This is a genomic window from Microbacterium sp. NPDC055521 (assembly GCF_053619695.1).
In genome coordinates this window covers 95086-107130 of record NZ_JBSHJX010000002.1, presented here as the reverse complement: position 1 = coordinate 107130, position 12045 = coordinate 95086, and the positions used below count along the sequence as shown (strand labels likewise).

At 70.0% G+C, this 12045-nt stretch carries 14 protein-coding genes and 1 tRNA gene; 7 read left to right on the top strand and 8 right to left on the bottom strand.

Annotation, left to right across the window (positions count from 1 at the left end; genetic code table 11):
- Positions 1-43 precede the first annotated feature (43 nt).
- The 3 genes from ACWGSM_RS02355 to ACWGSM_RS02345 form a co-directional block, all read right to left on the bottom strand.
- Positions 44-412 (bottom strand): A1S_2505 family phage non-structural protein, encoded by a 369-nt coding sequence (locus ACWGSM_RS02355; protein ID WP_452321371.1) that lies wholly within the window; start codon positions 410-412, stop codon positions 44-46.
- Positions 413-498: 86 nt separating this feature from the next.
- Positions 499-571 (bottom strand) — tRNA-Lys (locus ACWGSM_RS02350).
- 92 nt (positions 572-663) lie between these two features.
- A complete protein-coding gene (locus ACWGSM_RS02345) occupies positions 664-1752 on the bottom strand; it encodes an LOG family protein (protein ID WP_452321370.1) in 1089 nt (362 codons plus the stop codon).
- A 99-nt stretch (positions 1753-1851) separates the two neighbouring features.
- Between ACWGSM_RS02345 and ACWGSM_RS02340 the strand changes: the two genes are divergently transcribed.
- Positions 1852-2334: a hypothetical protein gene (locus ACWGSM_RS02340; protein WP_452321369.1), complete on the top strand. Its 483-nt coding sequence runs from the start codon at positions 1852-1854 to the stop codon at positions 2332-2334.
- On the opposite strand, the gene ACWGSM_RS02335 is transcribed toward ACWGSM_RS02340, so the two are convergent.
- From ACWGSM_RS02335 to ACWGSM_RS02320, 4 genes are read right to left on the bottom strand one after another with little or no spacing between them, the layout of a single operon-like run.
- Positions 2335-2817, bottom strand: coding sequence for a YbaK/EbsC family protein (locus ACWGSM_RS02335; RefSeq protein WP_452321368.1), 483 nt, complete (start codon positions 2815-2817; stop codon positions 2335-2337). It lies immediately after the preceding gene.
- Between the two features lie 36 nt (positions 2818-2853).
- Positions 2854-4080, bottom strand: coding sequence for an MFS transporter (locus ACWGSM_RS02330; RefSeq protein WP_452321367.1), 1227 nt, complete (start codon positions 4078-4080; stop codon positions 2854-2856).
- Positions 4077-4523, bottom strand: a complete 447-nt coding sequence (locus ACWGSM_RS02325; protein WP_452321366.1) for a MarR family winged helix-turn-helix transcriptional regulator — start codon at positions 4521-4523, stop codon at positions 4077-4079. Before ACWGSM_RS02325 ends, ACWGSM_RS02330 begins: the two co-directional genes overlap by 4 nt.
- A 34-nt stretch (positions 4524-4557) precedes the next feature.
- Complete coding sequence (locus tag ACWGSM_RS02320; protein ID WP_452321365.1) at positions 4558-5352, bottom strand: IclR family transcriptional regulator; 795 nt, start codon at positions 5350-5352, stop codon at positions 4558-4560.
- 101 nt (positions 5353-5453) lie between these two features.
- On the opposite strand from ACWGSM_RS02320, the gene ACWGSM_RS02315 reads away from it, so the two are divergent.
- Genes ACWGSM_RS02315 through ACWGSM_RS02305 form a run of 3 tightly spaced genes read left to right on the top strand, consistent with a single transcriptional unit; the run spans position 5454 to position 8058 of the window.
- On the top strand, positions 5454-6227 hold the full coding sequence (locus ACWGSM_RS02315) for a CoA transferase subunit A (protein ID WP_452321364.1): 774 nt from the start codon (positions 5454-5456) through the stop codon (positions 6225-6227).
- A gap of 2 nt (positions 6228-6229) precedes the next feature.
- Complete coding sequence (locus ACWGSM_RS02310; protein ID WP_452321363.1) at positions 6230-6883, top strand: CoA transferase subunit B; 654 nt, start codon at positions 6230-6232, stop codon at positions 6881-6883.
- On the top strand, positions 6880-8058 hold the full coding sequence (locus tag ACWGSM_RS02305) for an acetyl-CoA C-acetyltransferase (protein ID WP_452321362.1): 1179 nt from the start codon (positions 6880-6882) through the stop codon (positions 8056-8058). Before ACWGSM_RS02310 ends, ACWGSM_RS02305 begins: the two co-directional genes overlap by 4 nt.
- A 48-nt stretch (positions 8059-8106) precedes the next feature.
- Here ACWGSM_RS02305 and ACWGSM_RS02300 read toward each other — a convergent pair whose 3' ends face one another.
- Complete coding sequence (locus ACWGSM_RS02300) at positions 8107-8385, bottom strand: hypothetical protein (RefSeq protein WP_452321361.1); 279 nt, start codon at positions 8383-8385, stop codon at positions 8107-8109.
- A 134-nt stretch (positions 8386-8519) separates the two neighbouring features.
- On the opposite strand from ACWGSM_RS02300, the gene ACWGSM_RS02295 reads away from it, so the two are divergent.
- The 3 genes from ACWGSM_RS02295 to otsB all read left to right on the top strand — a co-directional run bounded on the left by ACWGSM_RS02295 (position 8520) and on the right by otsB (position 12037).
- Complete coding sequence (locus tag ACWGSM_RS02295) at positions 8520-9743, top strand: MFS transporter (RefSeq protein ID WP_452321360.1); 1224 nt, start codon at positions 8520-8522, stop codon at positions 9741-9743.
- Positions 9744-9815: 72 nt separating this feature from the next.
- On the top strand, positions 9816-11243 hold the full coding sequence (locus ACWGSM_RS02290; RefSeq protein ID WP_452321359.1) for an alpha,alpha-trehalose-phosphate synthase (UDP-forming): 1428 nt from the start codon (positions 9816-9818) through the stop codon (positions 11241-11243).
- A complete protein-coding gene (gene otsB / locus ACWGSM_RS02285) occupies positions 11240-12037 on the top strand; it encodes a trehalose-phosphatase (protein WP_452321358.1) in 798 nt (265 codons plus the stop codon). The genes ACWGSM_RS02290 and otsB overlap by 4 nt, the downstream gene beginning before the upstream one ends.
- Positions 12038-12045 lie beyond the last annotated feature (8 nt).

Here is a 12045-nt window from a genome sequence, read left to right as displayed (position 1 = left end):
AGACACGAAACGGTCCGTTCATCCCGATCTGCCGGGCCAGGCGTCAGAGGTGCGGGACGAAGGAGGAGGGGACGGCGACGTTGCCGGGCAGACCCGCGAACAGGGGAGCGATCTGCTCGGGCGTGTACCCGGCGATGCCGCAGCCCACCGGGGTCAGCAGGAACCGCAGGTCGGGATGCTCGGTGGCGAAGTCGACGAATGCGCGGGCTTCACGCGCGAGCACGTCGAGGCCGCTCATCGTGTCGATCGCGTATGACTGCCCGTGGTGTCCGTGTCCCTCACCGCACACCGCGCCGAACCTCTCGTGGGCGATGCGGGCGGCGCCCCCGCCGTGCCGACCGGCTGCATTGCTGCCGAAGACGAACACCTCGTCGGGGCGCAGGGTGACGACGACGTCGGGCGTGATCTCCATCCCGGAACTCTACGTCGCGCGACGCGCAGCGAGAAGCGAAAGCAGAGAAGCCCCGGTAGATGGCGAGATCTACCGGGGCTTGTCCGTGCACCCCCAGGGACTTGAACCCTGAACCCACTGATTAAGAGTCAGTTGCTCTGCCGATTGAGCTAGAGGTGCGTGGCCCGGAAAATTTCCCCGGCCGAGGAATTACATTACCAGCGGGCCGCGGCCGCGCAAAATCGCACCGGGCCGCCGGGCGGGTTGCGTCGTCACACGCCCCCGGATGCCAGCACCGCGGCCTCCTGCGCGGTGTCGACGAGGTGCACATGGCGCTCCATCGCCCGGCCTGCGGCCAGCGCCGTGAGCAGCGGCCAGACGGGGTAGTGCTCGGTCCAGTAGGCGCGCCCCACGAGGATCATCGGGGCGACCGACGATTCGTCCGCGTAGAAGTTCTCGCACGCGTCCTGGAAGATCTCCTGCACGGTTCCGCCCGAACCCGGCAGGAACACGATCCCCGCCTGGCACACCTCCAGCAGGATCGCCTCGCGCTGCGCGTTGCGGAAGTACTTGGCGATTGCGCTCGCGAACAGGTTCGGCGGCTCGTGTCCGTAGTGCCAGGTGGGGATGCCGAGCGAGTCGCCTCCGTCGGGGAACTCGCGTCGCACGGCGAATGCCGCGTCGGCCCAGGCGGCGATGCTCGGCGAGAAGCCCGGCACCGCGGCGAGTATCGACAGTGCCTGCTCCCGGGCATCCGCTCCTCGGTTCGAGAGGTGGCCACCCAGGTTGACGGCCTCCATCGCACCCGGTCCGCCGCCGGTCGCGACCGTCAGCTTCTGCGACAGGTGCTGCCCGAGTTCGACCCCTTCGGCGTACTCCCGGCTGCCGCGCGCCACCGCGTGTCCGCCCATCACACCGACGAGCCGCCTGCCCACCACCCACTCCGAGAGCGCGAGGTCGATGGTGTGATCGTGCAGCGACTTCGCGAGTGCGGCATCCTGCGACGTCTCGCGCTTCGACCAGGCGTAGGTGCGCGCGTCGAGGCTGTCGGCGTAGTCGCCGTCTCCGTAGAGGTCGGCCGGGGTGTACAGGGCGGTGCGGTAGGTGTCGATCGGGATGCCGGGAAGCTCGGGGAACACCACCGCACCCCGTGCCCGCACCGACGACTCATCGGCGAGGGTGAGGCGGCAGCCCAGGAACAGCGACCCGGCGACATCGACCGACCGCAGAGCGCCGCTGCGTGCGGTGAGGTCGAGCGCGCGGATGCGCCAGCCCGAGAGCGAGTGGACGCCTGCAGCGAGACGGCGATCGAAGTCCTCGAGAGTGTCGACGTCGACGACCCGTCCGCGCGTTCTTCTCATGCGACGACCCTAGAGCAGCACTCCGGGCGCACGGCGTCCCGTCCGGCTCTTCCGTCTCGGGCGCACCGGTGAGAACATGTCGGACAGGAGGTGGCTCTCATGATCGATCTCGATGACATCGACACCGACGAGGACGGCGCGCTCACCGCGACCGTCGATCTGCCCGGAGGTCGACGCGTCATCGTCGAGTACGAATTCGACGAGGAGTTCGACTACGACGACGACGATGAGGACGACGACGAGGAAGAGGTGCCCGTCGAGCGTGAGGACCTGCCCGACCTCGACACGATGCAGGAGACCGTGAAGCACGCCCTGGCACGCCTCACGGAGGAGATCCTCGAAGCGCGCGAGCGCGAGGTCGTCGAAGAGCTGATAGAAGCCGCCTACGAGGACGAAGACGACGAAGCGGGCATGGTCGAGGCGCTGCAGGCACTGAAGGACGACATCGCTCTCGACGGGGTGGTCGTGTTCGGTGACGGCGGGATCACCCTGCTCTTCATCGCCCCCGAGGAGTACCCCGACCTCATCATCTACTGCCTGCTCGACGAGGATCTCGAGATCGACGACCTGATGGTCGAGTGATCACCGCACCCGCACCAGCCTGGCGCCGGTCACCTCGATCAGCTGGGCGAAGCCGAGCGGCATGACCGTCTGGGGCGTGCCGCCGGCCGTCCACACCTCATCGAACGCGCTCAGGAACTCGTCGATCAGCGTGGGCAGGGGAGCGGGATGACCGACCGGCGCCACCCCGCCGATCACCTGGCCCGTCGACGATCGCACGACCGCCGGCGGTGCCATGGCCACCGTCTGCGCACCGATCTGCTCGGCGAGCACGCTGAAGTCGACGCGGTGCGCGCCGCTCGTCATCACCAGGATCGGCTCGCCGTCGGCGACGAGCACGAGGCTGTTCGCGATCGCCCCCACCGGGCATCCGATCGCCTGCGCCGCCAGAGCGGCGGTGTGCGCCGACTCGGGCAGCACGACGATGCGGGCGTCGATCCCCACCTCGGCGAGCCGATCGCGAACGAGACGGCTGCGGGGCGGAAGGGTGTCGGGGCTGGTCACGGCGGTCTCCTCAGCGGTGGGAAGCGCGGATGCCGCTCACGCGGCGTCTCCGATGAGGATAGCCGCAGCCTCGTCAGCGGTGCCTGCGGCGGAGTCGTCGATGCGGGAGAGCGCGCGGCGCCCGAACAGCACCGTCAGTGCGGCGAGCAGCACGGCGCCCGCGGCGAACAGGTACGGCACCGTGTCGCCGTACGCGTGGGCGAGGGCTGCGGCCGTGGGCGGCGCCATCGCGCCGCCGAGGAAGCGCACGGCCGAGTACGCCGACGATGCGACCGACCGGGGCAGGTCCGTGGCCTCCATCACGGCCTCGGTCAGGACCGTGTTCATCACGCCCAGCAGCAGACCGCCCACGACGATGCACACCACGAGCGCGGCAGGGCTGGCGACGACGAGGCCTGCCGTGACGAGGGCGGCGGCCAGCAGCGGCAGGGTGACGAGCATGATCGATGCACGCGAGGTGCGGCGCATGAGGGCGGGAGCCACCCAGACGCTGGTCACAGCGAGAGCCACACCCCAGCCGAAGAAGGTCAAGCCGATGCCCAGGGCTCCGAAGCCGAGCGGGAACGGCGAGAACGCCAGCAGCACGAAGAAGCCGATGTTGTAGAACAGGGCGGCCACGGCGAGCACAGCGAGGGCGGGGCGTCGAAGCGCGCGGAACGGTGCCGAGAACGGCATCGGCTCGCGGCGTTCGCCGTCAGTGTGGACGAGCGCGAGCACCGCGATGAATCCGATCGCCATCAACGCCACGACGCCGAAGAACGGGCCGCGCCAGCTGAGCTCGCCGAGCAGTCCGCCGAGCAGCGGCCCGACCGCGATGCCCAGCCCGAGTGCCGCCTCGTAGAGCACGATGGCGGCGCCGCTGCCTCCGGCGGCCGCACCGACGATGGTCGCCAGCGCGGTGGAGATGAAAAGCGCGTTGCCCAGGCCCCAGCCGGCGCGGAACCCGATCACCCAGTCGACGCTGCCGCTCAGGGCGCACAGCAGGGCGAATGCCACGATGAGCCCGAGGCCGACGAGCAGGGTCGCCTTCGCGCCGATTCGGCTGGAGATCCAGCTCGTGACGAGCATGGCCAGACCGGTGACCAGCAGGTAGCTGGTGAAGAGCAGCTCGGTCTCGACCGGGGATGCCTCGAGCGACTCGGCGATCGCGGGGAGGATCGGGTCGACCAGGCCGATGCCCATGAACGCGACCACACAGGCGAACGCGACCGCCCACACCTGTGCCGGCTGCCGCCAGATCGATCCCTGTGGTGCTCCGCTCATTCGTGTGCTCCTGTCGTGTGGTCGGGTGTGCTCTGCGCGCGCTCGCCGAGGATGGCGGCGGTGCGCTCGATCGCACGCCAGTCGTCTTCGCCGAGACGTTCGAAGCGCGGGGCGAGAGTGGCGCCCAGCTCGGTGCGCCAGTCGTGAAGGGCGCGGATGCCCGCCTCCGTCGCCGTGACGACGATGGCACGCGAGTCGTCGGGGTCGGCGGTGCGCTCGACGAGTCCGGCGTGCTCGAGCGCGCCGATCAGCCGTGTCATGCCCGGCTGCGTCGTGCGGGCGGCGGATGCCAGGGCGCCGAGGCGCAGTCCGCCCTGCTGCTCGAGGATGCTGAGGGTGCGCCACTGCGCGGATGGCGCGTCATTCCCGGCGTCGTGGGCCGCGATGCGCGCCAGCGCGTGCGCGGCGAGCACGATCGCGGTGATCGCTTCGGCTTTATGCATACCGAACAGTATATATCTGTCGGTATCTATTGGCTCAGCGTCGGCCGCTCGCGACCCGCGACGAGAGCTGGTGCGCATGCGAGAGCAGAGTGCGTCCCAGCTGCGGCAGCCGATCGGGGCCGAAACGGAACTCCACACCGGTGATGCTGAGCGCCCAGTCCGGCCGGCCCTGGCGGTCGAACACGGCCGCGGCCATGCCCCACGATCCCTCGACGATCAGGCCGGGATTCACCGCGTAGCCGCGCGCTCTCGTCTCGCGCAGGCGCCGCCGCAGCGGCGTGTCGGCGTGCACCGAGCCCCAGCTGTGCTCGAGCTCGGGGTGCCGCTGAAGATAGGCATCCACATCGTGGTCGGGCAGGAAGGCGAGGATCGCCAGCCCGGCGCTCGCGACGCCGAGGGGGAAGCGCACTCCCTCGCTGAGCACGAACGAGCGGATGGGGAATGGGCCCTCCTCGCGGACGAGGCACACCGTCTCGTCGGCGCGACGTGTGGAGAGGAACGCGCTCTCCTCCGTCTTGACGGCCAGCGAGCGCACGATGTCGCGAGACAGCTCGGTGATGTCGTACCGCGCGGCGGCCACTGTTCCCATCAGATACAGCTCGGGTCCGGGCATCCAGCGGGCCGTGGCCTCGTCCTGGTCGACGAGTCCCTCGACGCGCAGTGCCGTGAGCAGGCGATGCGCCGTCGAGCGGCTGAGCCCGGCATCCCGGGCCAGCGACTGCAGGCCGGCGCCGTCGGCAGATGCCGACACCAGACGCAGCAGCGCCGCCGCCCGCGCGACGGCCTGGGCCCCGGGCACGGTGCGACGTGATGCGGCAGCTGGTTCCACAATGTGGACGCTAGCTCGCTCTGCGACCACATCGCAAGCGGTTCCTTGCCCGCCGACCCGGGCGGGCGGATGCTGGAAGCACCGCACACGAAGGAGTGGTCTTGATCGACAAACAGTTCGCATCCGCTGCGGAGGCCGTCGCCGACATCCCGGACGGCGCCTCGCTGGCCGTCGGCGGCTTCGGTCTCTCGGGCAATCCCATGAAGCTCATCGAGGCGCTGCACGCGCAGGGCACCGGCGAGCTCAGTGTCGTCAGCAACAACTGCGGCGTCGACGACTGGGGCCTGGGCATCCTGCTCGCCTCGCGGCGGATCCGGAAGATGACGTCCTCCTACGTCGGCGAGAACAAGGAGTTCGAGCGGCAGTTCCTCGAGGGAGACCTCGAGCTCGAGCTCACCCCGCAGGGAACCCTCGCCGAGAAGCTGCGCGCCGGCGGTTCCGGAATCGCCGCCTTCTTCACCCAGACCGGCGTCGGCACGCAGGTCGCCGAGGGCGGCCTGCCACGCCGGTACAACGCCGACGGTTCGATCGCGGTGGCCTCGCCGGCCAAGGACGTGCGCAGCTTCGACGTGCACGGTGAGCAGCGGGACTTCGTGCTCGAGGAGGCGATCACCACCGACTTCGCCCTCGTACACGCGCTGAAGGGCGACCGGCACGGCAATCTCGTGTTCAACAAGGCCGCACGCAACTTCAATCCGCTCGCGGCTATGGCAGGGCGCATCTGCATCGCGCAGGTCGAGGAGCTCGTCGAGCCCGGAGAGCTCGACCCCGACGGCATCCACCTGCCCGGCGTGTACGTGCACCGCGTGGTCGAGGTGGGCAGCGGCATCGAGAAGCGCATCGAGCGTCGGACCGTGCGCCAGGAAGGAGCCTGATCATGGCACTCACGCGTGACCAGATGGCGGCCCGCGCCGCGCAGGAGCTCGCCGACGGCGAGTACGTCAACCTCGGCATCGGTCTGCCCACCCTGGTTCCCAACCATGTGCCGGATGGCGTTACCGTCGTGCTGCAGTCCGAGAACGGCATCCTCGGGGTCGGTCCGTACCCGAGCGAGGAGAACGTCGATCCCGACCTGATCAACGCCGGCAAAGAGACCGTCACGCTGCTGCCGGGGGCGGCGTTCTTCGACTCGGCCACGAGCTTCGGCATGATCCGCGGCGGGAAGATCGACGCCGCCATCCTCGGTGCCATGCAGGTCTCGGCCGCGGGCGACCTGGCCAACTGGATGATCCCCGGCAAGATGGTCAAAGGACCCGGCGGTGCGATGGACCTCGTCCACGGCGCGCGTCGCGTTATCGTCCTGATGGAGCACGTCGCGAAGGACGGGTCGGCGAAGATCGTGAACGACTGCGCGCTGCCGCTCACCGGCAGGGGAGTGGTCGACCGGATCATCACCGACCTCGCCGTCATCGACGTCACCGACGACGGGCTGGTGCTCGTCGAGACGGCACCGGGCGTGAGCGTGCAGGACGTCATCGACGCCACCGAACCCGAGCTGAACATCGCAGAGACCCTGAAGGAGAACTCATGAGCGACATCGTCATCGTCGCCGCCGCCCGCACCCCGCAGGGGCGACTGAAGGGGCAGCTGGCGTCGTTCACCGCCCCGCAGCTCGGCTCACTGGCCATCCGCGGCGCGCTCGAGCAGGCAGCCATCGCTCCGGATGCCGTCGACGCGGTCATCATGGGCCAGGTGCTCGCCGCGGGATCCGGTCAGAACGCCGCTCGCCAGGCCGCCATCGGCGCCGGCATCGGCTGGGACGTGCCGGCGAGCTCGGTCAACAAGGTCTGCCTCTCGGGCCTCACCGCGATCGTGGACGCTGCGCGCATGATCCGCACCGGCGACGCCACCACCGTCGTCGCGGGCGGCATGGAGTCGATGACCCGCGCGCCGCACCTGCTGATGGGCTCACGCGACGGATGGACCTACGGCAGCGTGGAGGTGCTCGACCACATGGCCCACGACGGCCTCACCGACGCGTACGACCGCGAGAGCATGGGCGCATCGACCGAGCGCCACAACCCGCGGTTCGAGATGACCCGCGAGATCCAGGACACGGTCGCCGCGCTGTCGCACCAGCGTGCCGCGGCGGCGCAGGCGGAGGGCGTGTTCGACGCCGAGATCGTCGAGGTGTCGGTGCCGCAGCGCAAGGGCGCCCCGGTGACCCTCACCAAGGACGAGGGCGTCCGCGCCGACACCACCGTCGAGTCGCTCGCAGGGCTCCGCCCCGCCTTCGCGGAGGGCGGCACCATCACCGCCGGGAACGCATCGCAGATCTCAGACGGCGCCGCGGCCGTCATCGTGACCACCCGCGAGAACGCCGACACCCAGGGGTGGCCGGTGCTCGCCGTCATCGGTGCGAACGGGCAGACCGCGGGGCCCGACAACTCGCTGCAGGCGCAGCCCGCCCGGGCGATCGAGCGGGCGCTCGAGAAGCAGGGCATCAGCGCAGACCAGCTCGACATCGTCGAGATCAACGAGGCGTTCGGCGCAGTCGTCGCCCGTTCCCAGCAGGAGCTGGGGCTGTCGAGTGAGATCGTCAACGTGCACGGCGGCGGCATCGCCGTCGGGCATCCGATCGGGGCGAGCGGCGCGCGACTCGTCGTGCATCTCGCGCACGAACTCGTCAAGCGCGGATCCGGCACCGCCGTCGCCGCCCTGTGCGGCGGTGGCGGTCAGGGCGAGGCGCTGATCCTCACGCGCTGAGCGTCCGGGAGACCTGCACGCTCCGCTGATCCCTCCTCGGGAGGGGGATCAGCGCTGCTTCGAGATGCGCTTGACCTCGTCGCGACGCTTCTCGCGCAGGTCCTTCTTATCGGGCTTCGGTGCGAACGGCGAGTCGTCCGAGACGGGGAGTCCCTTATCGAGGCGGCGCATGTCCTTCACGGCGCCGATCGCGAGTGAGAGGGTGATCGCCCAGCTCACCCAGGCGAGGATCGCCCGCCACGTGAACTTCTGACCGCGCGAGCCGCGCAGCAGGGTCCACCCCGTGGAGATGGCGCTGAAGAGTCCGGTGCGAAGGAGATAGCGCATGGCTCCACGCTATCCGAGGGCAACGGATGCTCGGGTAGGGTTGACAGCAGATCCTGCTGTGTATCTACCGGCCGCCGGCATCCCGGCGGACAACGGCGGCACCCGACCCGCGTCCCCGCACGCGTGAGAGCCACATGACACAGATCTCCGCCCCTTCGACGAGCCTGCTCCGGCTCACCGGCATCCCGTACTTCGTCATCGCGTTCATCGCGCGACTGCCGTTCGCCATGATGGTCGTCGGGGTGCTGACCATGGTCGTCACCGTCCGCGGCTCGCTGAGCCTCGGCGGGCTGACCTCCGCCGCCGTCGGATTGGGCACGGCACTGGTCGGCCCGTTCCTCGGAGCCGCCGCCGACCGGTGGGGCCAGCGTCCCGTGCTGCTGCTCTGCGGGGTGCTGAACGCCGCGATGCTCGCCGTCTTCGCTCTGATCGTCTACGCGCCCGTGGCCGACGCCGTCGTGCTGGCGTCAGCGTTCACCATCGGCGCGACGGCCCCGCAGGTCTCGCCGATGTCGCGTTCCCGGCTGGTCACGATCATCGCCGAGCGGATGCCCGAGTCGCGCCGTGCGCGCACGACCTCGGCGACCATGTCGTACGAGTCTGCCGCCGACGAGACCGTGTTCGTGTTCGGCCCCTTCCTCGTCGGCATCCTCGCCTCGTTCATCGCCCCGTGGGCGCCCATCGCGATCGCGTCGGCGCTGACGCTGCTCTTCGTCGGCGCCTTCGCGCTGCACCCCACCGGTCGCCGCGTGTCGGTCGAGCGCGGCTCCGACGGCCGGGCGCCGTCGGCCGTGCGCGAGCTGTTCCGCCCCGCCCTGCTCGTGGTCGTGGTCGGCATCTTCGGCATCGGCCTGTTCTTCGGCGCCTCTCTCACCGCGCTGACCTCGTTCATGGCAGACCGGGGCGCAGCCGAGCAGGCGGGGCTGCTGTACGGCGTGATGGGCGTCGGCTCGGCCGTGCTCGCGCTCGGCGTCGCGTGGCTGCCGCCGCGGTTCACGCTGCACGCCCGCTGGATCGTGTTCGCGACGATCCTCGCGGCGGGCTCCGTGCTCTTCGCGGTCGCGGGATCGGTGAGCGCGATGTTCGTCGCGCTCGCACTGATGGGTGTCGGGGTCGGGCCGACCATCGTCACGCAGTACAGCCTCGGCGCCGCGCGAAGCCCGCTCGGCCGCTCGGCGACGGTGATGACCATGCTCGGCTCGGGCGTCGTCGTCGGCCAGGCGGCTGCGGCCGCCGCAACCGGGGCGATCGCGGAGAGCGCCGGCACGCAGTTCGCGCTCGTCCTGCCACTGGTCGCCGCGGGGATCGTGCTGATCGCCGGCATCGTCAATCGTCTGATCAGCCCCGTGCAGCGCTGAGGCCGCTGCGTCAACCCCCGTAGCCCTCGCCGCGGTCATCGATAGCCTGGACTCTCCGAGCAGAGGAGTCTCATGGTCGCCGCAGAGTTCGTGGTCGTCGCCAACCGCCTTCCGGTCGATCGGATCATCACCCCCGAGGGCGAGGAGATCTGGCGCACGTCTCCCGGCGGGCTGGTAGCGGCTCTCGAGCCCATGATGCGCAGCGTCGACGGCGCCTGGGTCGGCTGGGCGGGCCAGGCCGATCTCGCGATCGAGCCGTTCGAGGCCGACGGCATCCGGCTGCTTCCGGTGACCCTGAGCGAGCAGGAGATCCGGGACTACTACGAAGGCTTCTCGAACGACACGATCTGGCCGCTGTACCACGACGTCATCGCGCCGCCGCAGTACCACCGGGAATGGTGGGAGGCGTACGTCGCCGTCAATCTGCGCTTCGCAGAGGCCGCAGCGGCGGCCGTCGCAGAGGGCGGCACCGTCTGGGTGCACGACTACCAGCTGCAGCTCGTGCCGGAGATGGTGCGGGGGCTGCGCCCCGACGTCACCATCGGGTACTTCCACCACATCCCGTTCCCCTCGCACGGGCTCTACGCCCAGCTTCCCTGGCGCGATCAGGTGCTGCGCGGGCTGCTGGGCGCCGACGTGATCGGGTTCCAGCGGGCGCAGGACGCGGCGAACTTCCTCGCGGCGGCCAAGCGCCGCCTGGGCCACGAGACGAAGGCATCCACCATCACCCTTCCCGACGGGCGGATGCCGCTGGTCAAGGCCTTCCCGATCTCGATCGACACCACCCCGTACCGCGAGCTCGCGCAGCGGCCCGACATCCGCGCGCGAGCGCTCGAGATCCGCGAGGGTCTGGGCAACCCGAAGCACATCCTGCTCGGCGTCGACCGGCTCGACTACACGAAGGGCATCCGGCACCGCATCAAGGCATACGGCGAGCTGCTCGATCAGGGACGCATCTCGGTCGAGGACGTCGCCTTCATCCAGGTCGCCAGCCCGAGTCGCGAGCGGGTCGACGCCTACATGCATCTGCGCGACGAGGTGGAGCTGGCGATCGGGCGCATCAACGGCGACCACGACACGCTCGGGCACACGGCCATCCGCTACCTGCACCAGGGATTCCCGCGCGAGGAGATGGTCGCCATGTACCTCGCCGCAGACGTGATGCTCGTGACCGCCCTGCGCGACGGCATGAACCTCGTCGCCAAGGAGTACGTGGCCACCCGTGCCGACAACCGCGGCGTGCTCGTGCTCAGCGAGTTCGCCGGAGCAGCCGACGAGCTGCGGAAGGCGCTGCGGATCAATCCGCACGACATCGAGGGCCTCAAGGACGCCATCGTCGGGGCGATCGAGATGCCCGGTGCTGATCAGGGCAGGCGGATGCGCGCACTGCGCAAGCGCGTGCTCGAGAACGACGTGAACGCGTGGTCGCAGTCGTTCCTCCGCGCGCTCGAGCAGGCCGGGCGCAACCGCCAACGTCGACACGAAGGAGCCCACGGATGACCCGCGACTGGCAGCCCGGCCTGACCGACCCCTCGGTGTCGGCGATCGCCCGCACCGAGACGCTGCTGGTCGCCCTCGACTTCGACGGCACAGCATCCGAGCTCGTCCCCGACCCGATGTCGGCGCGAGCGATACCGACGGTGAAGAAGGCGCTCACGGACATCACCGCGCTGCCGAACACGACGGTCGCCTTCATCTCGGGCCGCAGCCTCGTGCACCTGCGCGAGATCGCCGAGCACGGCGACGACTCGCCGATCGTGCTGGCCGCGTCCCACGGGGCACAGTACTGGTATCCCGGCGAGGGTGAGGCGGATGCCGAGTCAGGCGACGCCGACAGGATGCTGCGCGACGCGCTGCTCGACGAGCTCGCCCCGCTGCTGAGCGACTACCCGGGCGTGGAGCTCGAGAGCAAGACGTTCGGGATCGGCATCCACGGACGCCCCGCGAAACCCGAGGTGGAGCGCAGAGCCTTCACCGCGGTCGACGAGGTGTTCGCACGACGGGCCAGGCACTGGCGCCGCCGCACCGGCGACCGCATCCTCGAGTACTCCTCGCGCGACGAGGGCAAGGACACCGCGATCGCCGTGCTGCGCGCGCACACGGGCGCCACGGGCATCCTGTTCGCCGGCGACGACGTCACCGACGAGGATGCGCTGCGCGTGCTCACCGACGACGATCTCGGCGTGCGCGTCGGACCGGGGGAGACCGCCGCCACACTGCGTGTGCGATCCCCACAGCAGATCGCCGAGCTTCTGGAAGTCATCGCGTCGGAACGGGCCACCCGACCCGAATAGACTTCGGT